26 protein-coding genes and 1 tRNA gene are annotated in these 23,176 nt (G+C 62.2%); 12 read left to right on the plus strand and 15 right to left on the minus strand.

All coding sequences use genetic code 11. The features are described from left to right. On the plus strand, positions 1-903 hold a 903-nt coding region (locus ACOVRJ_RS20165), incomplete at its 5' end, for a glutamate-5-semialdehyde dehydrogenase (RefSeq protein WP_422045612.1). 32 nt (positions 904-935) lie between these two features. Next, entirely contained in the window at positions 936-1,316 is a 381-nt protein-coding gene (locus tag ACOVRJ_RS20170) for a DUF2845 domain-containing protein (protein ID WP_422045613.1), read from the plus strand. 25 nt (positions 1,317-1,341) lie between these two features. Here ACOVRJ_RS20170 and ACOVRJ_RS20175 read toward each other — a convergent pair whose 3' ends face one another. After that, positions 1,342-2,934, minus strand: a complete 1,593-nt coding sequence (locus ACOVRJ_RS20175; protein ID WP_422045614.1) for a DUF4139 domain-containing protein — start codon at positions 2,932-2,934, stop codon at positions 1,342-1,344. A gap of 89 nt (positions 2,935-3,023) precedes the next feature. Between ACOVRJ_RS20175 and queC the strand changes: the two genes are divergently transcribed. Both queC and ACOVRJ_RS20185 read left to right on the plus strand, forming a co-directional pair. Continuing rightward, entirely contained in the window at positions 3,024-3,767 is a 744-nt protein-coding gene (gene queC, locus ACOVRJ_RS20180) for a 7-cyano-7-deazaguanine synthase QueC (RefSeq protein WP_422045615.1), read from the plus strand. Next, positions 3,760-4,305, plus strand: a complete 546-nt coding sequence (locus tag ACOVRJ_RS20185; protein ID WP_422045616.1) for a LemA family protein — start codon at positions 3,760-3,762, stop codon at positions 4,303-4,305. Before queC ends, ACOVRJ_RS20185 begins: the two co-directional genes overlap by 8 nt. Before the next feature lie 19 nt (positions 4,306-4,324). Here ACOVRJ_RS20185 and ACOVRJ_RS20190 read toward each other — a convergent pair whose 3' ends face one another. Continuing rightward, positions 4,325-4,747 carry a BLUF domain-containing protein gene (locus ACOVRJ_RS20190; protein ID WP_422045617.1) on the minus strand — a complete coding sequence of 141 codons (423 nt, stop codon included), beginning with the start codon at positions 4,745-4,747 and terminating at the stop codon, positions 4,325-4,327. Positions 4,748-4,776: 29 nt separating this feature from the next. Continuing rightward, complete coding sequence (folE, locus tag ACOVRJ_RS20195; RefSeq protein ID WP_263539271.1) at positions 4,777-5,502, minus strand: GTP cyclohydrolase I; 726 nt, start codon at positions 5,500-5,502, stop codon at positions 4,777-4,779. Positions 5,503-5,675: 173 nt separating this feature from the next. Here folE and rsmB point away from each other — a divergent pair, with 173 nt between their 5' ends. From rsmB to ACOVRJ_RS20230, 7 genes are all read left to right on the plus strand, one after another. After that, a complete protein-coding gene (gene rsmB, locus ACOVRJ_RS20200; protein ID WP_422045641.1) occupies positions 5,676-6,977 on the plus strand; it encodes a 16S rRNA (cytosine(967)-C(5))-methyltransferase RsmB in 1,302 nt (433 codons plus the stop codon). A 119-nt stretch (positions 6,978-7,096) separates the two neighbouring features. Continuing rightward, positions 7,097-7,759, plus strand: a complete 663-nt coding sequence (locus tag ACOVRJ_RS20205; RefSeq protein WP_422045618.1) for a DUF4390 domain-containing protein — start codon at positions 7,097-7,099, stop codon at positions 7,757-7,759. Positions 7,760-7,811: 52 nt separating this feature from the next. Next, a complete protein-coding gene (locus ACOVRJ_RS20210) occupies positions 7,812-10,085 on the plus strand; it encodes an ATP-binding protein (RefSeq protein ID WP_422045619.1) in 2,274 nt (757 codons plus the stop codon). Positions 10,086-10,096: 11 nt separating this feature from the next. Next, entirely contained in the window at positions 10,097-10,792 is a 696-nt protein-coding gene (locus tag ACOVRJ_RS20215) for a response regulator (protein ID WP_422045620.1), read from the plus strand. 71 nt (positions 10,793-10,863) lie between these two features. After that, positions 10,864-10,939 (plus strand) — tRNA-Phe (locus ACOVRJ_RS20220). A 148-nt stretch (positions 10,940-11,087) separates the two neighbouring features. Continuing rightward, positions 11,088-11,528, plus strand: a complete 441-nt coding sequence (locus tag ACOVRJ_RS20225) for a hypothetical protein (RefSeq protein WP_422045621.1) — start codon at positions 11,088-11,090, stop codon at positions 11,526-11,528. Beyond that, positions 11,525-11,893, plus strand: a complete 369-nt coding sequence (locus tag ACOVRJ_RS20230; RefSeq protein ID WP_422045622.1) for a hypothetical protein — start codon at positions 11,525-11,527, stop codon at positions 11,891-11,893. The genes ACOVRJ_RS20225 and ACOVRJ_RS20230 overlap by 4 nt, the downstream gene beginning before the upstream one ends. 6 nt (positions 11,894-11,899) lie before the next feature. On the opposite strand, the gene ACOVRJ_RS20235 is transcribed toward ACOVRJ_RS20230, so the two are convergent. The 8 genes from ACOVRJ_RS20235 to ACOVRJ_RS20270 form a co-directional block, all read right to left on the minus strand. Continuing rightward, a complete protein-coding gene (locus ACOVRJ_RS20235; protein ID WP_422045623.1) occupies positions 11,900-12,877 on the minus strand; it encodes a tyrosine-type recombinase/integrase in 978 nt (325 codons plus the stop codon). A 2-nt stretch (positions 12,878-12,879) separates the two neighbouring features. Next, complete coding sequence (locus ACOVRJ_RS20240) at positions 12,880-13,131, minus strand: DUF4224 domain-containing protein (RefSeq protein ID WP_422045624.1); 252 nt, start codon at positions 13,129-13,131, stop codon at positions 12,880-12,882. A 256-nt stretch (positions 13,132-13,387) separates the two neighbouring features. Then, the gene (locus tag ACOVRJ_RS20245; protein ID WP_422045625.1) at positions 13,388-13,831 is read right to left on the minus strand and encodes a hypothetical protein; all 444 of its coding nucleotides are present in this window, start codon (positions 13,829-13,831) and stop codon (positions 13,388-13,390) included. Positions 13,832-13,876: 45 nt separating this feature from the next. After that, positions 13,877-15,478, minus strand: a complete 1,602-nt coding sequence (locus ACOVRJ_RS20250; protein WP_422045626.1) for a replication endonuclease — start codon at positions 15,476-15,478, stop codon at positions 13,877-13,879. 168 nt (positions 15,479-15,646) lie between these two features. Next, the gene (locus tag ACOVRJ_RS20255) at positions 15,647-16,387 is read right to left on the minus strand and encodes a hypothetical protein (protein ID WP_422045627.1); all 741 of its coding nucleotides are present in this window, start codon (positions 16,385-16,387) and stop codon (positions 15,647-15,649) included. A gap of 84 nt (positions 16,388-16,471) precedes the next feature. Further along, entirely contained in the window at positions 16,472-17,080 is a 609-nt protein-coding gene (locus ACOVRJ_RS20260; RefSeq protein WP_422045628.1) for a helix-turn-helix domain-containing protein, read from the minus strand. Between the two features lie 402 nt (positions 17,081-17,482). Continuing rightward, entirely contained in the window at positions 17,483-18,832 is a 1,350-nt protein-coding gene (locus ACOVRJ_RS20265; RefSeq protein WP_422045629.1) for a type II toxin-antitoxin system HipA family toxin, read from the minus strand. 3 nt (positions 18,833-18,835) lie between these two features. Continuing rightward, positions 18,836-19,117 carry a helix-turn-helix domain-containing protein gene (locus ACOVRJ_RS20270; protein ID WP_422045642.1) on the minus strand — a complete coding sequence of 94 codons (282 nt, stop codon included), beginning with the start codon at positions 19,115-19,117 and terminating at the stop codon, positions 18,836-18,838. Positions 19,118-19,290: 173 nt separating this feature from the next. On the opposite strand from ACOVRJ_RS20270, the gene ACOVRJ_RS20275 reads away from it, so the two are divergent. Then, a complete protein-coding gene (locus ACOVRJ_RS20275) occupies positions 19,291-19,491 on the plus strand; it encodes an oxidoreductase-like domain-containing protein (protein WP_422045630.1) in 201 nt (66 codons plus the stop codon). Positions 19,492-19,523: 32 nt separating this feature from the next. Here the strand turns inward: ACOVRJ_RS20275 and eutC are convergent, their stop codons facing one another. The 4 genes from eutC to ACOVRJ_RS20295 all read right to left on the minus strand — a co-directional run bounded on the left by eutC (position 19,524) and on the right by ACOVRJ_RS20295 (position 23,147). Continuing rightward, the gene (gene eutC / locus ACOVRJ_RS20280; protein ID WP_422045631.1) at positions 19,524-20,291 is read right to left on the minus strand and encodes an ethanolamine ammonia-lyase subunit EutC; all 768 of its coding nucleotides are present in this window, start codon (positions 20,289-20,291) and stop codon (positions 19,524-19,526) included. After that, positions 20,288-21,682, minus strand: coding sequence for an ethanolamine ammonia-lyase subunit EutB (locus ACOVRJ_RS20285; protein ID WP_422045632.1), 1,395 nt, complete (start codon positions 21,680-21,682; stop codon positions 20,288-20,290). Before ACOVRJ_RS20285 ends, eutC begins: the two co-directional genes overlap by 4 nt. Positions 21,683-21,713: 31 nt before the next feature. Beyond that, positions 21,714-22,160, minus strand: coding sequence for a lactoylglutathione lyase (locus ACOVRJ_RS20290; RefSeq protein ID WP_339595590.1), 447 nt, complete (start codon positions 22,158-22,160; stop codon positions 21,714-21,716). An 84-nt stretch (positions 22,161-22,244) separates the two neighbouring features. Continuing rightward, positions 22,245-23,147, minus strand: coding sequence for a DMT family transporter (locus ACOVRJ_RS20295; RefSeq protein ID WP_422045633.1), 903 nt, complete (start codon positions 23,145-23,147; stop codon positions 22,245-22,247). Between the last annotated feature and the right edge of the window lie 29 nt (positions 23,148-23,176).

A 23,176-nucleotide genomic window follows, 5' to 3' on the forward strand; every position in this document is an offset into this window, starting at 1 on the left:
TACGAGAGCCGCCCCAACGTCACCATCGAGGCCGCCTCGCTGGCGATCAAGAGCGGCAATGCCTGCATCTTGCGGGGTGGTTCTGAAGCCTTGCATTCCAATCTGGCCTTGGCGGAGTTGGTGTCGGCCTCGCTGCAAGAGGCCGGCTTGCCGGCGACCGGGGTGCAACTGATCAACACGCCAGATCGTGCCGCCGTGGGCCTCTTGATCTCGCGGCCCGAGCATGTGGATGTGATCATCCCGCGTGGCGGCAAGAGCCTGATCGAGCGCATCAGCGCCGAGGCTAAGGTGCCGGTGATCAAGCATCTGGACGGCAACTGCCACAGCTATGTCGATGCCGAGGTGGACTTCGGTTTGGCCTTGACGGTGGTGATGAATGCCAAGACGCAAAAGTACAGCCCTTGCAATGCGACCGAGTCGCTGCTGGTGCATGCGGAAAGCGCCTCAGACTTCTTGCCGCATATCGGCGCCTTGCTGGCCGAGAAGGGCGTGGAGATGCGCGGCTGCCCGCGCACGCTGGCGCTGCTGGGCCCGATCCCCGGCGCCAAGGTCTTGGCGGCCACCGAGGCTGATTGGAGCGAGGAATACCTGGGCCCCATCATCAGCATCAAGGTGGTGGACAGCCTGAACGAGGCCATCGCCCACATCAATCGCTATGGCTCGCACCACACCGATGCCATCCTCTCGACCAATCACGCCAGCGCGATGCGCTTCTTGCGCGAGGTGGATTCGGCCAGCGTGATGGTCAATGCCAGCACCCGTTTTGCCGATGGTTTTGAGTACGGCCTGGGCGCCGAGATCGGCATCTCCACCGACAAGCTGCACGCCCGCGGCCCCGTCGGCTTGGAGGGTTTGACCTCGATGAAGTGGGTGGTCTTGGGGCAGGGCGAAGTCCGGACCTGAGACACCGCAGCCCAAGCATCTTTGGAACGCTCATGACACGCAATCCTTGCCCCTCGCTGGCCGGCGTCTTGCTGGCGCTGGCCGCCTTGCTGTGTGCTCCGGCGGCGCAGGCCTTTCGCTGCAACTCCTTCGTCATTGACGCCGGCATGCACAAGGCCGAAGTGCTGAAGAAATGCGGCACCCCCAGCCTGCGAGACAGTCGCACCGAACGGCGTATCCTCCGCGTGCGGGACGGCGCCATCAACAGCACAAGGCCGGGATCAGCCCAGGGTCAAGTGATCGAGCGGGAGCGCGAGATCCTGGTCAGCATTGAGGAATGGACCTACAACTTCGGGCCCAGCCAGTTCATGCAGCTGCTGGTCTTTGAGGATGGTCGGCTCAAGACCGTGCAGGATCTGGGTTACGGCAGCTGACCGCGTCTTTGCCTCGAGTCCTCCCTCACCGCAAGCCGCCTACTCGTGCGTCCTTGGGGTAGCTGATCAGATAGTCTGCCGTGATGCGCAGTGATTGGCCGGCATCCAGGGGCTGCTGCCACATCACCAGGCCGGGCTGCTTCTTCCAGTTCAGCTGGCTCGGCTTGGGATTGAACTGGGTCTGCACGCGAATGTCTTCATGGCGTGCCGCCGGGCTGGCCTCCAGCACTTGCAGCGTGATGGTGTTTTTGTGCAGGTTCTCCAGCACATAGGCGTGGCCGATCTTTTGCTCGACACGGCCGCCAATGAAGCCGGCATTGGCGCCACCGCGTTGCTCAGGTTCGACCCGTACGCGCACCCTGTCGTCGCGGCCGAAGAACATCTCGCTGCGCTCCTCGCTACCCAAGTTCAGCTGGCTCTGCCCGACAAAGTCGCCATCGCGAAACAGTTGCAAGCTGCCGCTGGGCCAGGACCCAGCCGGGCGCACGAAGTCCACCATCAAATAGGCCTGTGCCTCTTGCTGGGCTTGGATGCGGCTCAGCACTTGAGCGTCTTGCGCCGGGTGATTGCCGAGCGTGAAGCCCACTCGTTGCCCGTCGCTGTTCAGCGTCACCAGACCTGGCACGGCAAACTCGGCCGCGAATTCTCCCTGAAAGACGCTGACGTCAAAGCGAGCTTCGGGTGCGGCGAGATTGAGTTCGGGGGGAGGGGCGAATGGGGCTGGGGCCGGCGCAGCCATGGCGCGCGGGGCTTGCATCAGCTGAGCTTCTGCGGCAATCGGAGGCAGCATGTCCAGCGTCCACAGGCGCGGCGGCGGCAAGCCACTGTTCTGACGTGGCTGCGCTGTCGACAGGCGCAGCCGCACACCGTCCCAGTCCTCACCGCTGCTTTGCGCGACCTGAGCTTGGCGCTCCAGCCGCATCTGGCCTTTGGCCGTGTCCAGATGTGCGCGGTAGACCGGGGTCCACCCCGCTTGATTGAGGCGGTAGCTGAGCCGGACCTCTCCGCCTTGCGGTGCAGCCAAGCGAATCTGCAGGGTGCGCAGCTGCGGGTTGGCCTTGATCAGGCGATCTCTCTCGGCCAGCAGGGGGCTCAAGTCTTGCTCGAGCTGCTGCTTCTTGCGCAAGAACTGGTGTTGGCGCTGCAAGGCCTCCAGGCCGCTGCGGCGCAGCAAGTCGGCGGTGCCGGCGATAGACCCGTTCGGGCCGGCATTGCCTCGGGCGTCGCCGCCGATGTTTTTCAGATAGCCCAGCACCAAGTCTTGGGCCTCGCTCTCGGCCTTGAGGGCGGCTTGGGCATCCTCCAGCTCGCGGATGCGGGCGTCCAGCGGACTGCTGGCGCATTCGGGGGCACGCTCGCGTGGCACGGTGAGCACGCTGACGTCGCCGATCTGCACGCCGGCGTCGGCCCGGACTTGCAGCGAGTCGAGCTCAAAGCGCGCCGGCAGGCAACTGATCTCAAGCTGCTGCGCGCCTGCGGCCACCTTGGCAACGCGCTCCACCGTGGCCCCGCCGGGGTAGACCAGCACCTGGTTGATCCTGCTGCTTTGCGCCATGCTCAGGCTGGGCATGACGCACAGCAAGGCCAAGGCGAGTGGGTGTTTGGCATGCGAATTCACGGCATCGTCCTCCCGAGGTTTTGGATTCGAACAACATAGCATGGCCGCCGACCCTGGCACACTTGCGTCCAAGTTTTCTGGACAAGCTCATGAGTACTGCAGTTTCGCAAGCCAATCAAAACCGCAAGGCCTTGGTCTTGTTTTCCGGCGGTCAGGATTCGACCGCCTGTCTTGCCTGGGCCTTGGAGCGTTATGCCGAAGTCGAGACCTTGGGTTTTGACTATGGCCAGCGCCACGGTGTCGAGCTGGAGTGCCGCCAAACCGTGCGCAGCGAGCTGCTTGCGCGCTTCCCGGCTTGGGGCGCCAAGCTAGGTGAGGACCATCTGCTGGACCTGAGCCTGCTGGGGCAGATTTCTTCCACCGCCTTGACCGAAGACCGGGCCATTGAGATGCAGGCCAACGGCTTGCCCAATACTTTTGTGCCGGGCCGCAATCTTTTATTCCTGACTTTTGCGGCGACGCTGGCCTATCGGCGTGGCGCCTCGGTGCTCGTGGGCGGCATGTGCGAGACCGATTTTTCAGGCTATCCCGATTGCCGTGACAACACGCTCAAAGCCTTGCAAGTGGCGCTGAGCCTGGGGCTGGACGCGCCGATGACGCTGGAGACGCCTTTGATGTTCATCACCAAGGCACAGACCTGGGCGATGACCGAGCAACTCGGCGGTGCGGCCTTGAACGACTTGATCATTGAGCACACCCACACCTGCTATCTGGGTGAGCGCAGTCAGCGCCATGCCTGGGGTTATGGCTGCGGCAGCTGCCCGGCTTGTGAGCTGCGGGCGCGTGGTTACTTCGAGTTTGAGCAGCAACAGCAGCAGGGCGGCTATGTTTGATCTGAGTTGGTTGGGTTGGGGCATCCTGGCGCTGCTGGTCTTTTGGTGCATTGGTGCCTACAACCGCTTGATGAGTTTGCGCAATGCCATCACCACCGCCTATGCGCAGTTGGATGAGCACCTGAGTGCGCGAGCCAGCACCTGTGCCAAGTTGCTGGGTTTGCTGAGGCCTTTGCTCAGCAATGAGCAGGCGACTTTCGATGCGCTGGATGCGGCGCAGGTCGAAGCGCAGGCGGCTGCGCAAGCGGTTCGGGCGCGGCCCTATGCGAGCGACCCGGTGGCCAGTTTGGGCGTGGCCAGCGCGGTACATGCGGCAGCACTGACTCGGCTGATGTCATTGCTAGACCATCATGCCGAGCTGCGCGAACACGCGGAGCTGTTCGCCCTGGTGGATGAGTTGAAGATGATCGAACGCCAGCGCAGCTTCACGCGCCAGCTCTTCAATCAGGCGGTGGGTCGCTTCAATGAGGCCATCACCCAGTTTCCGACCCGCATCCTGGCCAGTATTTATGGCTTTCGGGAGGCGCGCTCGCTGTGAACCGAGCGCGCGGGCCGTCTTAGTTGCAGACGATGGCGCCCGAGCTGACCAGTTCGTGGAACAAGGCCATCAGCGAGCGGCCGCTCATCTGATAAGGGTCGAGGCGACCGGTCTCGGAATACTTCAGCAAGAGGCCAGGGTTGAGTCGGTGCAGATTGACTTGGCCCATGGACCAGCCGGCAAACTGGCGCTCGCCCACTTCCTCATAACTGAGCAGGATGACGTCATGGTGGCGTGCATCGCTGAGGATTTGCTTGTAGCGCGCATTGATGGCGTCGCGCCCGCCTTCCAGCACCTGCATGAAGATGCCGTCGGTGTAGCAAAGCAGGCCGGTGATGCCTTCGGCGGGGTTGTGTTCGCGAGATTGCTTGAGGATCAGGCTCAGGTCCTGGTCCGACATGGCTTGATTGGCGCGGCTGGCATACATCAGGCGGACAAGCATGGGAAATTCCTCCGGTGGGCGCGCAAGGCTCAGGGTTTGATCAAAGACAGAAACTCGCGGCGCAGATTCGGGTCCTTCAGGAAGGCGCCCCGCATCACGCTATTGGTCATCTTGGACTCGTTGTCCTTGACGCCGCGCCAGTGCATGCAGAAGTGGTCAGCTTCCATCACGATGGCCAAGCCATCGGGTTGCACCCGCTCTTGCAGCTCATTGGCCAGCATGGTGACGGCTTCTTCTTGAATCTGCGGCCGGCTCATGATCCAGTCGCAGATGCGGGCGTACTTGGACAATCCGATCAGATTGGAATGCTCGTTAGGCAGCAATCCGATCCAGACCTTGCCCATGATGGGGCAGAGGTGGTGCGAACAAGCGCTGCGCACGGTGATGGGCCCCACAATCATCAGCTCATTCAAGCGCGTGACGTTGGGGAACTCGGTCACCGCTGGCATCGGCTGGTAGCGGCCCTTGAAGATCTCTTGCACAAACATCTTGGCCACGCGCTTGGCGGTGTCCTGGGTGTTATGGTCGCTGTCGGTGTCGATCACCAGCGCGCGCAAAACGCCTTGCATCTGCGCTTGCACCTCGGCCTGCAACTCCGCCAACTCGCCGTCTTCAATGAAGGCGGAGATATTGTCGTTGGCGTGGTGGCGGCAGCCGGCGCTGATCAAGCGGTAGCGCACGCGCTCAGAAGCGGGTAGGGCGGACAACTCGGCCGCGCTGAGGGATACGGTGGGGGTCGACAGTTTGCCGGACATGGGCCTTCTCTTTCGGGGCGCCAATCGGCGCTGAGGGGACCATTGTGTCCGCTTTGCAAAGACCTCGCTCACGCGGGGTTCGCACCGACGGGGGCAGTCGCCTCGCCTACACTGAGCCGGTGACTCAACCATCCTCTTCCTCTCCCACGCTTTCCCCGCCGCTGCAGCGCTTGATGCTGCAGGTGGCCGATGCCGTGCAGGCCGTGCGCACCGGCCGTTCGCTAACCGAGGTGCTGGCGCGCTGCCCGGCGGACTTGCGCCCCGGTACTCAGTCGCTCAGTTTTTACGTGCTGCGCCAGTTGGGCGCCGCCGAAGCGGCTCGTCAGCTTTTGGCCCCCAAAGCCCCTCCGCCCAAGGTGGAGCCGCTGCTGCTCGGCGCTTTGGCGCTGCTCTGGCCCAGTGCTGAAGAGCGACCTTACGCAGACCACACGGTGGTCGACCAAGTGGTCAGCGCGGTGCGCAAGCGGGCGCCGGCCAGTGCTGGTTTTGTCAACGCGGTGCTGCGACGCTTTTTGCGTGAGCGCGAGGCCATCGTGCAGACCGTGGCCGCCCAGCCGCAGGCCTTGTTCAATCACCCACTGTGGTGGATCGAGCAATTGCAGCGCGATTGGCCGCAGCAATGGCAGGCCATCCTGAAGGCCAATAACCAGCATCCGCCGATGACGCTGCGGGTCAATGCGCGGCGCTCAAGCCCCGAGGCTGCTACTGCGGCGTATCTGGAACGCCTGACGGCCGCCGGCATTGCGGCCCGCCCCGTCGGGCCTTTGGCGCCACAGGCCCTGGTTTTGGACCGCGCTGTGCCGGTGAGCGCCTTGCCCGGTTTTGCTGAGGGCGATGTGTCGGTGCAAGACGCGGCGGCGCAGTTGGCCGCGCCTTTATTGCTTCAAGCGGGTTCGCCGGCCGGCACCCGTGTGCTGGACGCCTGCTCGGCGCCCGGCGGCAAGACCGCGCACCTGCTGGAGCTGGCCGATCTGGATCTGCTGGCCCTGGACAGCGACGCCAGCCGGCTCGAACGGGTGCAAGACAACCTGAAACGCCTGGGCTTGAAGGCCGAAACCCGCGCCGCTGACGCTCGCGACACCGCCAGCTGGTGGGATGGCCGCATGTTCGATGCGATCTTGCTCGATGCGCCCTGCAGCGCCTCCGGCATCGTGCGGCGTCATCCGGACGTGCGCTGGCTGCGTCGGCCGACAGATATCGCCAATCTGGCGCAAATCCAGGCCGACTTGCTGGACGCCTTGTGGCTGACCCTGAAACCCGGTGGGCGTCTCGTTTACGCCACTTGTTCCATATTCAAGGCGGAGGGTCAGGCGCAAATCGACGCGTTTTTGCAACGCCAAACCGGGGCGAACGCGAGTGAAGTGGCGGGCGTCACAGGGCACTTACTGCCGCTCGCACACAATGGCGACGAGGCTGCAGCGGCCGAACCCTCCCTGCTTGACGGGTTCTATTACGCGCTGTTGCTCAAAAGTTGATCTCCCGGCTGCGTCAACAGCCACCTAAAAACATTGAGTAACCTTCTGGGCGAGTGTCTGGCTTGATTCAAGAACTTTGATAGCCTAGTGCCCGTTCAACCTTTCGTCCGTCGCCGATTTTGATTTCGCCCCTCGTCTTCGCCGCAAACATTGGCCGCCCCACGCCTGGGGGTGGTGCACTGAAGTATTTGGCTGGCCGCTGGGTTCAAACCGTGCTGGCGCTGTTTTTGAGCCTGCTCTTGCTGGGGGTGACGCAAGGCGTCGCGCGTGCCGACGGGGTGGAGCTGACCCAAATCAGCACGGCGCGCAGCGAGGAAGGCCTGGAACTCAGTTTCAGCACCCGTTTTGATTTACCGCCTTCCGCAGAAGAGGCCTTGAAGAAAGGCGTGCCCATTTACTTCACTGCGGAGGCCGGCGTGCTGCGCTACCGTTGGTACTGGCGCGACGCCCGAGCCACCCGGAGCACCCGCACCTGGCGCCTGGCTTGGCAGCCGCTGACCCGGCAGTACAAGGTCAGTACCGGTGGTTTGAACCAGGGCTATGCCAGCTTGGGCGAGGCCTTGACGGCGCTGCGCGGCGTGTCGGGCTGGCGCATTGCCGAGCCCAAGGATGTTGAGGATGAGGGCCGCTATTACGTTGAGTTCAGCTACCGCCTGGACACCAGCCAGTTGCCGCGGCCCATGCAAATTGGCTTGGGTTCACCGCAGGGATGGGGCTTGGCCCTGGAGCGCAATCTGAGCCTGAACCCCGACTTCAGCATCCGCAGCCTGGGCGGCCAGTGAGCCAAAGCGCGTGAGCACAAGCGCATGAGCGAGATGGCATGAGCGAGGCGGCATGAGTAAGCGGGCGCGTTGGGCCTGGGTCATCTCCATGGTGATCGTCACCGGCGTTTGCGGGGTGCTGGCCTTTCTCTTGTCGATCGGCGCCACCTCCGAACGCGGCTTTTTTGAGCGGCATTACGTCTGGCTGTTCTGGCTGAATGCAGCGGTCGCCACCTTGCTGGTGTTGGTGATTGGCGCCGCCGCCGTGCGCCTGACCTTGCGGGTGCGCAAGGGTAAATTTGGCAGCCAGCTGCTTTTGAAGCTGGCCGGCATCTTCGCCCTGGTGGGCGTGGTGCCCGGCGTGATGATTTACGGCGTGTCGTATCAGTTCGTCAATCGCAGCATCGAAAGCTGGTTTGACGTGCGGCTGGCCAGCGCCTTGGAGGCGGGTCTGAATCTGGGTCGTGGCACCTTGGTCGGCTTGGAAACCGATCTGGCCAGCAAAACACAGAGTGCGGCCCTGCGTTTGTCGGAAGGCAGTGGTGTCCCGCAGCCGCTGGCACTGGAGCGCCTGCGCGAGCAAATGGGGGCGCGCACCGTGGCCGTGGTGAACGGGCATGGGCAGATCTTGATGTCATCGGGCGGCGATACCACTTCCTTGATCGGCGATCGCCCCAGCGATGCGATGCTTCGTTTGGCCCGCAATGCCAATGTGGCCAGCCAGCTGGAAGGGCTGGAAGACGAGGCCCTGGCCTTACAAGGGCAGGCGCGCATTCGTGCGCTGGCCCTCTTGCCCAATACCGAATTGCGCCTTAGCAGCGGTGGTTTGGGAGAGCGTTTTTTGATGGTGGTCCAGCGGGTGCCGCGCGCGGTGCTGGCCAATGCCCTGGCCGTGCAAACGGCCAGCAGCGAGTACCAGCAACGCGCCCTGGAACGCGACGGCCTGCGCCGCATGTATCTGGGCACGCTGACCTTGGTGCTGATTCTGGCCGTGTTTGCTGCGCTGTTGCTGGCCGTCACCTTGGGCAATCAGTTGGCGCGTCCCTTGCTGCTCTTGGCCGACGGCGTGCGCCAGGTGGCACAGGGCGACTTGAGTCGCAAGCCCATGCTCAGCTCGCGCGACGAGTTGGGCGGCCTGACCCGCTCGTTTGCGGAGATGACCGAGCAGCTCTCCGATGCTCGCGCCATGGTCGAGCGCAGCGTCGCCGAGCTGGAAAGCGCACGCACCCATTTACAGACGATTCTGGACAATTTGACCGCCGGCGTGATCGTGTTCGATGCGCAGCAGCGGATTGAGACCATCAACCCCGGTGCGACCCGCATCCTGCGCCTGCCCCCGAGTGCGTTTCAGGGCCACCGTCTGAATGAGATCGAGGCCTTGCAGCCTTTTGCCGATGAGATCGCCCAGCGCTTTGAGCAATACAGCCCGGCCCATGCGGCCAGCGGCGAGAGCGATCACTGGCAAGATGCGTTCGAACTCAAGCTCGACGCCGCTGGCGATGTGCTGACCCTGCTGGTACGCGGCGCGCCGCTGCCGCACGAGGCCCGCTTGATGGTGTTTGACGATATCTCTGAGGTCGTGTCGGCGCAGCGCTCGGCGGCCTGGAGCGAGGTGGCCCGGCGCTTGGCACATGAGATCAAGAACCCTTTGACGCCGATCCAGCTCTCGGCCGAGCGCCTGCAGCACAAGCTCGAAGCCAAGCTCGAGGGCACCGACCAAGCCATGCTGGTGCGCTCGGTAGCCACCATCGTCAACCAGGTGCAGTCGATGAAGCAGCTGGTCAATGAGTTCCGTGACTATGCGCGCCTGCCCTCCGCGCAGCTCAAGCCGCTCGACTTGAATGCCCTGGTCAGCGAGGTGCTGACCTTGTATGCCGAGCCCCAAGAATCGGGCCGCCTGCATGCCGAATTGGCCGATGACGCCAGCCGCATCCGAGGTGACGCCACGCAGCTGCGCCAGGTCATTCACAACCTGGTGCAGAACGCCTTGGATGCAGTACAAGACCGAGCGGACGGCCATGTGCTGGTGCGTACCCAGCAAAGCGTCAATGAAAGTGGCCAGCCCAGCTCTTTGCGCTTGCAAATCATCGACAATGGCGCCGGCTTTGCCGAGAAGGTGTTGAAACGCGCCTTTGAGCCCTACGTCACGACCAAGACCAAGGGCACCGGTCTGGGCTTGGCCGTGGTCAAGAAAATCGCCGACGAACACGGCGCGCGCATCCGTTTGAGCAACCTGTATGCGGGGGGTGATGAAGCCCAGCCGGTGGTGGGTGCGCAAGTTTCGTTATCATTTTCAAAACTCGCGACTGCAGCAGCCGAGGCCGGCACTGCAATCAAGCCGGCGTGAATTAGGTATCCATGGCAACAATTCTTGTAGTTGACGACGAACTGGGCATTCGCGCCCTCTTGTCCGAAATCCTCAGCGATGAGGGACACACGATCGAACTGGCAGAAAACGCCGCCCAGGCTCGCGCAGTGCGCGAACGCATGCGCCCGGACCTGGTTTTGCTGGACATCTGGATGCCCGATGTGGACGGCATTACCCTGCTGAAGGAATGGGGCGGAGCCGGCATGCTGACCATGCCCGTCATCATGATGAGCGGCCACGGCACCATTGACACCGCCGTGGAGGCCACCAAGTTTGGCGCCATCGCCTTCCTTGAAAAGCCCATCACGCTGCAAAAACTGCTTCGTGCTGTGGAGCAGTCGCTGGTCAAGACCGCACCGCGTCCGGCGCCTCCTGTGGGGCAGCAGCCGGTCAGTTATGTCCGCCCGGAGACCGCAGTTCAGTATTCGGCGCCCAGCATGGGCATGCTGCCGCAATCGGTGCAACCCGTGTCCATGGGCCTTGCCTCCGAGCAAAGCTTCGAGCTGGACCGCCCCTTGCGTGAAGCGCGCGACGCTTTCGAGAAGAGCTATTTCGAATTCCATCTGGCCAAAGAGAACGGCTCGATGACCCGTGTGGCCGAGAAAACCGGCCTCGAGCGCACCCACCTGTATCGCAAGCTCAAACAATTAGGTGTCGATCTCAGCAGAAATAAGCGCGGAACCTAAAAAAGGTGCTATAGTCATGGTCTTCGCTGATTTGAAACAGATCTCTGAAACAAGTCAGCAAGCAAAAAGATGGCCTGGTAGCTCAGTTGGTAGAGCAGCGGATTGAAAATCCGCGTGTCGGTGGTTCGATTCCGCCCCAGGCCACCAAAATTTACTAAGGCTGACAAGCACTTAGGCGAGAGCCCCGCACAGGAAACTGGTCGGGGCTTTTCTACAATTTGACTGAGCTTCTACAAAAGCGAGTAGTGGCCAGCATATGTGCCAGGGTGGCTCGCAAAACCATGATGAGGCAAGCATGACTAGTTCACGGGAGTTGCCGGACCAGGAGCCGTCATCGGCGAGCCGGACCGTTACTGTCGAGCCCACGAAGCCCGCAAATGGACAGCGGCGAGCACTATCAGCGCTGCGTCGGGAACTTGACGATAAGGAGTTTTCGTCGCCGGCGGTGCAGCGACTGCTCGTCGATGAGATCGAACGACTCGAAGCCGAAGTGAGGGAGCTTGTTAGCTTCCGAGAGCGGTATTTTCAGAGTGAGAGGCGAGCGGCAGTGCTGGAGCAAAAGGGCAAGGACAACAACGCTTTTGAGATTCTCTCGCTGACGTGCATAACCGTTGGGGGGGCTGCAATTGGCTATGCGCCCAATGTTTGGACGGTTGGCGCCTCGGGATGGGTTGCACTTGGCTTGGGGGGGCTATTGGTAGTCGGTGGTGTTGTAGCCAAGGCGGTGAAATCATGAACCTTAAGCTTCGCTCGGTAGCAGGCAAAGGCGTAGCCGAAGAGGAGCGTCTGGTAATTGACGTCCTTCGGGAATGCGAGCTTGGCGAATACGCTGTATTCCATACGGGCTTTAGTGTCGAGACTGGTAACGTGGATATCGGCGTTTCGAACACCTTCTGGTTTCCGAACAAAGAGGTCCGCAACGGCGATCTCGTTGTCCTCTACACAAAGAGAGGGCGCTCCTCAGAGAAGGCGCTCGAGAACGGGCGCAAGGCCTATTTCTTCTATTGGGAAAAAACTGGCCCGCTATGGAGCGCGGATGATAAAGCGGCGGTCCTGCTTCATGCCCCCGAATGGGAAGCCAAGGGAGCCGGAAGCCTGTGACTTGACCTATCGAAGTGGTTGCACGCGTTCACCAATGCGTGCACGCACGTAATGCTCGGTCATTTCTCGATTCCTGTGACCCAGCAGCTTCTGCGAGTGCGCCAGGTCGCCCGTATCGGTCGCAGCCTTTGCACGAATATCCCGAAACTGAAAGTCCACTTCCGCCAGCGTCCTGGCCTTGTCGAAGCGTGATCGCATCGCAAAGGTGCCTAGCGGCTTGCCGCAATCATCCTGAATCAGCCAGGCACTCAGGCGCTCGCGTGGCCTGGCGTTAATCCGCTCGATCAGCGCGGCCAGCTCGCCGGTCACTTCGATGGCCCGCTTCGCGCCGGTCTTGTTCTGCACGATCCACAGCGCGCCGTCGTGTAGGTCGGCACGCTGGATTTTCAGCACATCGGCCGGCCGCTGCCCGGTTAGCAGGGCCAGGTCCATTGCATCGCGCAAGGTCTGGTCTGCCTTCTCCCACACCGCCCGAAATTCCGAATCGCTCACATAGCGGTCGCGGCCGGCTTCCTTGAAGCCCTTGACCCCTTGGCAAGGGTTCGGTGCATCTGTGTAGCCCCATTCGCGGGCCTTGTTGATGATGTGGCTTAGCAAGGCCTTCTCGCGATTGGCACGCGCCTTGGCTTGCTGGCCGCGCTTGTCGAGGTAGGCGCGCACATGGTGCGGCTTGATGGCCTCGATCATCACCCGGCCGAAGACGGCGCGTAGGCGCTCAAGCTCTTTCAGGTTGTCGCTTTGTGTTCGCCTTGCCTTGGTCGGGATCACTTCGCGTTCATAGCGCAGCGACACCACTTCAAAGGTCTTAATGCTCGGGTCAGGCTCACTGCCTTCCAGCTTCGCCCATGCAAGCAGGGCTTGCGAGCGATCACGGCCGAGCGGTGTCCACTTGCGCGGGGCAACCGTGGTCACATGGTAATAACGGCCATCCTTGATGGTCAGCCCCCGGGGCAAGCCCTTGTTGGTGGTGCGAACGCGGCCCATGGTCAGATGCGATCCAGTGCAGAAAAGTCAGGTTCTTCTAGGGTTGCAGCGTGGTTCACCTTGTCGGTGAACCCGGTTGAACTGCGCGGTAGGCCCATGCGATCCAAGAAGTAATCGCGAGCCACTCGGGGTTGCTCGCTGCGCGTCAGTACGAAGCGCCAGCGGTTGCGCTCAAGCCAGCGCACATGCCCTTTTGTTTGCTTGAAGCCGGTCAACTCGGTGAGTTCCTCGGTGGTCATAAACAAGCCGCTCATGCTTGCGCCCTCCGCATGCGACGGAGCTTCATGGCGAAGCGCCGGCCGGATTGGGTGCGGCGGTCTTGCTTGCCCATTCGCTCCACATGACGGCTGAAACGCCGGGCGTTGTGTTCTATGGAGAATGACCGGATCAACCGGAAACCGTCTTCGGTTTTCCATAGAGATTGGCGGGGTTGCTCCGCTTTACGTACGTACGGGAATTGCATGGTTGCTCTGCCTGGTAGGCCGGGTTGAATCGGGTGTTTTGTTGGGTTCATCCGAAGTGCTTTGTCCGCGAGAGACTGCGCACACGCCGCGTCATTGCGGCGGCAACTGACTGGTGCGCCGCGCCACGCTCGATTGCTACCTGGCCGTTTGTTGCGCCGCGTGGGCAATCAGGGCAACGGGTACTGCCTGAGTTCGCGAGGCTGTCGAGCTTGGCCTGAAGGTCAGCATTGGCACGCTTGAGGGCAGCAACAAGGACTGCGGTTTGACTGGCCGCGTTATGGGCCTCGCAATGGATCGTTGAGATACCCCAACTTGTCATCCAAAAGATGGCCAGCATGGCGGCGCGTGGAGCTTCATCGTCGGCCACCCAACGGCCGACAGTGCGCCGGCAGACGCCAAGCGCCTTGGCAAGCTTGGCCGCAGAGGGATTGCCCAAGTCATCCAACATCATCGACAAGGACGGTATTTGCTTCGGTACGAGTTGCAGCATGTGTGCTCCTTTCAACTGAGGTTCTTGCGTCAATTCAGCGCCGGGCTAAGCTGAGCGCCGGCCTGATCTCCCATAGGCTCGTTCTGCCCCGGGTAGCGGTGCCCGGGGCGGGACACCCTCCAAAGCGCAATCCGCGCCAACTCCCCCAAACCCTTCTAAGTCCTCGGGCAATGCGCTCGGAAAAAGGCTTTCAAAATCAAGGGGTGCGGAGTTATTGAATCGAGTCCAAGGGGATGCAAATGCAGCGCCTTCGGCGCCCTCCGCAGGCAAAGGCTTTGCCTTCGCACGCGGCTTGATGTGCCAGGTGTCGCAGCGCGTCGTGATCTGCAATTGGCCGCCCAGGTCGCCACCCTGTACGCGCAAGCCTTGGATGGCCTTGGTGATTTCGCCGCGATAGCGCGTGCTGGCGCGCTCGCTGTAGTCCATGCTGAAGCTCAGGCTATGAGCCTCCGTAGCGGCCAGCCAGGCCGCGTAATCGTTGGCTTTGCATGCCTGGTGCAACTCCGCCAAAGCTTGGCCGGGTAGGTTGGTGCCGGCCACTCGGTAAAGCTCCCGGGTGGGCGTGATGGCAGGCACGCCGAAGAACTGAAATTGACGAATGCCCCAGGTGCGGGCCCAGGCGATCTGGCGCCGCGCTGCACTCTTGCCGTCGTTGTCGCTTTCGTGGTCGGCATCAACGCCTTCGCCGTCGATGCTCTTTGATACGTACTTGGCGACATAGCCGACGGCGCTGCCCTTGGTGGGGTCAATCAGCTTTGCGGTGAAGCGGCGCTCCTGCGCGCCCGGCTCATCGGGGCTGTCGGCCAGCGCATAGCGCCGCAGCGTGTCGCTGAAGGCTTCTGCCTGGTCGGCCGGCGTGAACACAAGCAAATGCCAGTGCGGGCAGGCGTCATGATGCGGCTCAACGACGCGCAGGCCATAGGCGATCAAACCTTGATGCGCTGCGCTTCGCATGGCCTTGCCCCACACCTTGCACAAGTAGCCATGGGCCTTGGTGGGGAAGGTGCCGTCATAGGTTTCATTGGCCGCCCCGGTCTTGCCATAGCGGGCATGCATGCGGCTTGGGCAAGTGATCGTCAGGAACAAGCCAACATGCCCCTTTGCCGTGGCGCTGATCTCGATGCCTTTGATGCGGGCCATCAGGGCATTGCGTCGGTTTACCGGGTTAGACAAGCTGGCCTCAATCAACTCGGGCATGTGGATCACTTCGCCAGTCGATTGGTTGGTGGCCTCCATGCAATCCATTTGCCGGGCCAGCCTGGCCGCGTTGCGCTCATGCCGCCGCAGGGCTTTGGCCGACACATAGGGCGATGCATGCTTGTGCACGGCGCCGCTTTGAATCTGGTGGAGTTCAACCGCTTTGAATCGGTAACGCAGGGCGCGGCGCCACCAGCCGGCATCGCACATGCGATTGATGCGCTCAGTCAGGCCCGCCTTGTTGGGCAAGCGGATCGCATGACGCTTTGCAATGCTTCGCAGTGAGCGCAACACGGCCGCATCGGCGGTGCCATTGCGCCCCCACAGGTCGGCCAGGCGAAGCACTGAGGCTGCGGCGCGTTCGGCCTGGTCGCCTAAGTCTTCGTCGGGCAAGTCAAACGCTTCTGCCAGGCGTGGCAGGTAGTGCGGGATCATTTGAGGGGCTTGCATGATCTACCCCTCAGTCCGTGGAGAGATAAAAGAGCAAAGGGGGCGCCCATGCAGCGGCCTGGCCTTGGTACTGATCCATGGTGATCTCCTGGCTTTGAAGGACGGGCCAGGGGTGGCGCAGTTGCGGTGAGCGCACCCCTGCCCGGTTTCGGGTCGGGCGGGGAGTGCTTAGCTCAGGCCTAGTGCCTGCGTGAAGCTGGCGGCCGGCTTGCGCGCTTTGCGACGCTCTTTGGCGTCGGTGTCGCCTGCCGCGACCAGATGAGCATCGGCTTGCAGGTTGTGCAGCAGATCGCCGGTGGTCGTGGGCTTGGACTTGCTGGCCTTCAGCGAGTCTGCCGAGGGCTTGCCGCCGAACTCACGGCCAAACAGCTTGGCGAACAGCATGCCGTTCTCAGCGAGCAAGCGCACGGCTTCAGCGTGTTGCGCCTTGGTGTCTTCGGCCAGGTCGAAAAATCCAGTCTTGATGGGATTGCGCAGCAGCGCAGCGACCTTTTCTTCGTTGTCTTCGATCAGGTCCAAGGCCCGGCCCATTTCGCCTTCGTCTTGCAGGGCGATGCGCATGTGATGCACCTTAGCCGCGCCAGTGCGGTCGCGGTAGTTCTTGGCCTCGCCTATCGGCGCCTCGGTATCGCCGACGACGCCACCAGGGAACACATTGCCATTGCGCTTGGCGTTGTCGCCTGGCGCCGGGGTGTTTTCGAATTGGTAGCCGCGCTTCTCATAGAAGGCGCGAAGGGCTTCAAGGAATTCAGCGTCGGGGATGTAATTGCCCGACTCGAAACGCTTGAGTTTGTGGAGCGGAAGTCCGCTTTCCTCGGCAGCTTTAGCTTGAGGCCAGCCGAAGTAGTTGCGCGCAGCACGCGCCGCGTCTGAGCTTAGAGGAAGGTTTTCAAAATTAATGCGGGACATAGAACCTCGAATTGGTCAACAAAACGCCCGAATGGGTGTTTTGTTGACTTTACATCAAGGTGAGCAAAAAGTGCAACTGGCTTTTTAGTTGTCCTTTGCGGGTTTGCCTGTTCTGCTTGCCCGAATATCCTCCGTCACTGCGTCGATCACTTCGGCATCTGCGGCATCTTCTTCATCCATAGCGGCCACAAAACGACCAAGTGCGGCCTGGGCCTTTGGCCCTTGTGGCCCAGTGAGTACAGAAAATGCGTCAGATACAGCTGACAGCCGAGAGTCCGCTACTTCCACACCGTGACGGGCAACCACAATCGAGCGTGCGAGATGCAGCAATGCGCCTACTTCATCATCCGGCAAAAGCGTGGTCAGCGTTTGTAGTTGCCATCTCATCCTCATCCCTGAACGAGGCGCATGCTCGCCTGGCGAAGTGCTGGCCTCGGATGCAAACGCTTGTTCAGACCCGTACAGAAGCGTGGTCGGGCTGACTCCCAATGTGACGCAAAGAGCCTTCAGTTCCCGGGAGCCCGGCATCGTGCGCCCGGTCTCATAGCCTTTGATTGCGGAGCGAGACACGCCACTTCGCTCTGCAAGGTCGGCTTGGGTCAGCCCGCGTTCGTGGCGAGCTTTCACTAGCGCGCTGGCAATCCCGGCCGCCTCATCTTCATCGTTGTCGGTTCGTAGCATCTGCTCGGCCATATTCGTTTATTCATCTGGCGTTCCGCCATCTGAATCATTGTCGCAGTCGAACGGCGTCGCAAGCCTGCAAAGTTCCCGGTGTCGTGTCTACAAAAGCAAGTGACTTAGCGTTGCCATCGACACAAAGCGCACATCAAAACAGGAGCAAGAAGGGAGGGGCAAGACAACTAAACCCCTGTTCTAGAATAGCTTTTCGGGGCTTTGAAAATCCGCGTGTCGGTGGTTCGATTCCGCCCCAGGCCACCAGAATAAATCCCTTGCTAATCAACGAGTTAGCGAAGCGGAACACAGAAAGCGGCCCCTCAAAAGGCCGCTTTTTTGCTTTCCGGGGATGACTTGTGTCACTTCTTGTGACGCTGAGATCGGAGAGGCGCTGCGGCTGACCTTTATTGCGGTTGGGAATTAGCGAGCGAGTTGCCTGGCCGCGCCTTGCAGTCCTTGGAAGACTGCATCCGCCAGTTGCTCAGGAAACCCGTCCGGCAATTTGGCGCGGGTCCTAATGATGACCTCGGGCGTTCGGGCCACGATTTCATCTATCAGGAAGTCAACCTTTTGCCCGTCCTCGGTCAGGACACCATGTCGAGCACCCAGAGCCTCCCAATGTCGTCGCAGGATGTCGCGCATCCGCCAGTGCGCATTTTTCGAGCGTACCGCCATGGCCATCTTGGCCTTGAAGGGTGAAATCTTGGCAGGCCCTTCCCCGACCACGGGGTAGGCCGACAACACGTCGTACAGCGGTGTGAGCTGATAGCGGCCGCCGGGCTTGAGGAAGAGACTGAAATTTTTGGCGTGCCCATCGGTGGCGCAAAGCATCCAGAACAGCAGTTGCGCCTTGAAAAAAACTCGTCGGTCTTGCTCGCGGCTGATCGAGCCATCCAGCACGCCGAGGATGCGTTCAATGCCTGGCCCTCCATCCGCCTCGTACTTGGCTTCAGGCGCTAGGCCGGTGGCTTGGCACAGGTCTTCTTGCGGCAAACGAATGATGCGCCTGTCACCTGACGGATGTGTCCACCAAGCGCGGTCGAAGCGCTCCACCACCAGCACACGCAGGTCCTCGAATTGCATCGGCTGGCAGGCGGCAACAGGGAGCCCGAACTCTTTCAGGATCAAGGCGCAGAGCCATTCGTTTTCCACCGAATCGCGCATGTCGAGCTTCATGCCGCCGATCAATCCGAGTGGAAGCTTGAAGATGTGCGTCGTCGGTGTATTCCCGCGCGGCAGGCACCATTGACCGTCTCGCAGCAGCAGGGCGGTCTTCTCCTGAGCCCCAGCAATGGAGATGCGGAAGTCCTCGGCTTCGCCCGCCCAGCCCAGGGCACTCGGTGTCGTTGTGCCGCGCAGGACTTGGGCAACGCCCGCTTCGTTCAAAGGCTCGGCTTGCAGCGCAGTTGTGCCCGCGGATACAGCGCCTTGGGGGAGGATTTCAAGTGCCCCGACGCAATCTCTGCCGATCTCGCTCAGCAACTCAAACGCATCGCTTGAGCCAGTGCTGAACCGGCGCGCCATGCGTTCGCGGATTTCCTTGCTATCTGGCAGCAGATTTTCAAAGTAGGCGTGGACCCGTTCGCCGCGATGCGGCGCGTTGCCCGGGGTGAAGGGCAGCGATAAGGACAGGGGGCGCCCTTGCTCGGACTGAGTCCAGGCCAAGTCATACTGAAGCGTATCGGGGGCGTTTGGGGCCAAGCTCCAAGTGCCAACAAAAGCCCCGTTCATCCAGAGATCGAGTGTGCGGGTGTGAGAGTGGCGACCCATGGCTTACCAGATGGGTTGATCGGTCTTGGAAGGCTGACCGGAGGAGGCATCAGGCGCTTGCTGGTGCAAAGTCTTCCCGAGAGCCAATTCGACGCCAAGGATGTTGAGCAGTTTCAGAAGCCTCGCAGAGCCCACCTTGTCGGCATTGCGCTCCATGGCCGAATAGGTTTGTTGCGAGACGCCCAGGCGCAAAGCGACCTCGCTTTGGGTGAGGCCAGCTTCCTTGCGAAAGGCTTGGAGCAGGGGCGGCAACTGCTCTGCGGTCCGGACGGTGAATTGAGGCATACAGTTCTTGTGCTGTAAATTGGATTTACAGCTTTTGATTGGTATCCAAAGATTACCAATTAAAAGCTGTAATTGCAACGCTCCGTCTTTGGGTGGCATGTAGGAAGCAACTCGTGGCGCTGGCCATGGCCTTGCTAACATCCGCGGGCTGATGCCTTTGAACCTGCCTGCCGATGGAAAGAAACGCTGACTCCGCCCAAGCCATCGCGGCTTTTGACCCCAAGCCTGAACCGCCACATCAGCCCGATCTGGATGCCTGCTGCGGCAATGGTTGCGACCCTTGCATCTTTGATCTGCATGATCTGGCCATGGATCAATACCGTCAGGAACTGCGCGCCTGGACGGCGCGGCAGTCGGGTGGCTCGCAAAGCTAAGGGCTGAATGAAGAAGGCGCTCGCGAAGCGAGCTACTCGCTCAGCAGCGCCCGTTCGCTGTCGTCCTTCAAGGCCACGCCGCTGAGTTGGCGGCGCAGCGATTCACGCAAGAGCCAGGCAATGCGTTTGGCGGCGATCGCCAAGGGCAGGCCTTCGGGGCGGATATTGCTGACGCAGTTGCGCTCGGCGTCATTGCGGCCGACTTGCGGGGCAAAGGTCAGGTAGGCGCCCAGGCTGTCCGGGGAACTCAGGCCCGGTCGCTCGCCCAAGAGCATCAGCACCGCGCGGGCATTCAGCAGGGCGCCGATGTCATCGCCCAGCGCCACTCTCGCTTGGGTGGCGATGATGATGTGGGGCGCTAGGCTCAGCGTGCCGCCCGCTAACTCATGGCGCAGCAAGCCCAGCAGCAGCAGACCGTGACGCTGGCAGGCGATGGCCGAAAGGCCGTCGGCCAGGACGATGACTAAATCGACGGCCGGTCCAGCAGCCGCGCGCAAGCTCTCAGCTGACGCGGCGTTGAGCCGCCGGCCCAGATCGGGGCGGCGCAAATAGACCTCGCGCTCGTTGCAGCGGCTTTGCACGCTCACAGAGCTCAGGCCTTGATCTGTCATCAACTCTGCAGCGAGTGAATCGACATCCAGTGGCAGCAAGACCGCGTCACGCGCTTGCGCGTGGGCTGCGCCAAAGTCCAGCAACTCGCGGGTGGGCAAGCTGGTGCCGGCGCGGCCGATGCCGATGCGCGCTGGCGTGTGGCTGCGCAAGGTGGCCCAGCGGTCGGGGGCGATGCCGTGCTCGCTCATGGCATGCCGCCAATCCTGGCCATTAGAGAGTCAGTCAGCAGAGCGGGGCCAGGTCTTGCCGGCAAGAGCGCGCCGGCCGCATCAGTGATGCCCATGGCCTGCAGCCAAGCCTCGAACTCGGGTGCACGCTTCAGGCCCAGCAGCTTGCGGGCGAACAAAGCATCGTGGAAGGACGTGCTTTGGTAGTTCAGCATCACATCGTCAGCGCCGGGCACGCCCATCATGAAGTTCAGGCCGGCGCTGGCCAGGAGCACCAAGAGCGAGTCCATATCGTCTTGGTCGGCCTCGGCATGGTTGGTGTAGCAGATGTCGCAGCCCATCGGCAGGCCCAGCAGCTTGCCGCAGAAATGGTCTTCCAGCCCGGCGCGGATGATTTGCTTGCCGTCGTACAAATACTCCGGCCCGATGAAGCCCACCACCGTGTTGACCAGCAGCGGCTGGTAGCGCCGCGCCACCGCATAAGCGCGCGCCTCCATGGTCTGTTGATCGACCCCGTGGTGCGCATTGGCCGACAGGGCGCTGCCCTGGCCGGTCTCAAAGTACATCACGTTCTCAAAGCCGCGCCGCAGCGAGAGCGCCGCTGCATGGGCTTCGTCCAGCAGCGCCAGGTCGATGCCAAAGCTGCGATTGGCGGCCTCGCTGCCGGCAATCGACTGGAACACCAGATCCACCGGCGCGCCTTGTTCGATGGCTTGCAGCGTGTTGCTGACATGGGTCAGCACACAGCTTTGCGTGGGGATCTGGTGGCGCTGGATCAAGTCGTCCAGCAGATGCAGCAGGCGCATCATGGCGGGCACGCTGTCGGCCGCCGGGTTGATGCCGATGACCGCATCGCCGGCGCCGTACATCAGGCCGTCAAGGATGCTGGCGAAGATGCCGGCCGGGCTGTCGGTCGGGTGGTTCGGTTGCAGGCGCACCGCCAGATGGCCGGGCAGGCCCAGGGTGGAGCGAAAGCGGGTGACGACGCGGCAGCGGCTGGCCACCAGCATCAGGTCTTGGTTTCGCATCAGTTTGCTGACGGCAGCCACCATCTCCGGCGTGAGCCCCGGCGCCAGTGCGCTCAAGGCGGCCGGGCTAGCCGCGTCGGACAAGAGCCAGTTGCGGAAATCGCCCACGCTCAAATGCGCCACCGGCGCAAAGGCGTCTGCGCGGTGGCTGTCCAGAATCAAGCGCGTGATCTGGTCCGCCTCATAGGGCACCACCGCTTCGTTCAGAAAGTGGCGCAGCGGCAGCTCGGCCAAGGCGCGGCGCGCGGCCACACGCTCTTGCGCGCTCTCGGCCGCCAGGCCGGCTAACTGATCGCCCGAGCGGGCCGGGCTGGCCTTGGCCAAGAGCTCGGCCAGGCTGCTGAAGGCATAGCTTTGCGCGCCGACGCTGGCGTGAAAACCCATGGTGCCGCTTCCTGCCGGACCGAGCTGGTGTTTACCAGCCGCCGATATTGGGCATCGAGATCCAAGGCTCGGCCGGGGCCAGGGCCGGGCCGTCTTGCAGCAATTCGACCGAGATCAGGTCGGGTGAGCGCACAAACGCCATGCGGCCATCGCGGGGGGGGCGCACCACCACCACGCCATGGTCCAGCAAGCGCTGGCAGGCGGCGTAGATATCCGGCACGGCAAAGGCCAGATGACCAAAATTGCGGCCGCCGGTGTAGACCTCGCCCTGGCCGTCGGCGTCAGGCCAGTTGTAGGTCAGCTCCACCTGGGGCTGGTACTTGCCGGCCTCATCGCCGGGGGCGGCCAGATAGACCAAGGTGAAGCGGCCAGCTTCATGCTCGCTGCGGCGCACCTCGTGCATGCCGAGGGCATCGCGGTAGAACTTGAGCGAGGCGTCGAGGTCGGTGACGCGCACCATGGTGTGGAGGTACTTCATCGGGCAATCCTGCAGAGTTTGGAGGAGATTGTCGCGTCAGTTGCGCAAGCGTGCTCAAGCCTCCGCCGCTCAGCTTGGTTCAGCTCAACGCCGCGCCAACCAGACCCCAAACACCGTGACCGCCATGCCCAGCAGCGCAAGGCCAGTCAGCGTTTCATCAAACAGCGCCCAGGCGAAGACGGCGGTGGTCGGCGGCACCAGATAGAACAAGCTGGCCACATGGATGGCACTGCCTTGTCGGATCAGCACATTGAGCAAACTCACCGCACCCAGCGAGAGCACCAACACCAGCCAAGCCAGAGCGAACACAAAAGCGCCAGTCCATTGCACCTGCAGCGTCTCGCCGCCCAGCCAGGCGGCCAAGGCCGTCATCAGCAAGCAAGGCAAGAACTGAATCAGCGAACCGGTGCGCAGGTCGAAGCTGGGGCAAAAGCGCTTTTGATACAGGGTGCCGGCGGTGATGCCCAGCAAGGCCAGAAAGGCTGGCAGCAGCATGAGGGCCAGCGCTGCGCCGCTCAGCCCGGCCGCCACCTTGTGGGCCAGCACCAGGCTCACGCCGACCAGGCCCAAGGCCAAGCCCAACCATTGCGTCGGCCGAACGCGTTCGCCCAGGAAGAGTCCGGCGCCCAGCGCCGTCAGCAGCGGTTGCAAGCCGACCAGCAGGGCGGTGATGCCTGCTGGCAAGCCATGGGCAATGGCCGTGAACACGCCGCCCAAATACACCCCGTGCACCAGCAAGCCCGAGACTGCAATATGAAACCAGGCTCGACCTCGCTGCGGCCAGGGGGCGCGGGTCCACACAACGATGGCGCCCATCAAAAGCAGCACCAAGGCATAGCGCAGACTCAGAAATGTCAGCGGCTCGGCATCGGGTAGCCCGTACTTGGCGCCGATAAAGCCGGTGCTCCAAAGCGCGACGAACAGCCAGGGATAGAACTGGGCCGCGGCCTTGGGCGCTGGGTTGCGGGAGAGGGGTGCAGAGGACATGTAGGGCAGTATGGCCCGTCGAGCGGCTG

The sequence above is a fragment of the Roseateles sp. genome, assembly GCF_049240545.1.
In the GTDB taxonomy this organism is placed as follows: domain Bacteria; phylum Pseudomonadota; class Gammaproteobacteria; order Burkholderiales; family Burkholderiaceae_C; genus Paucibacter_A.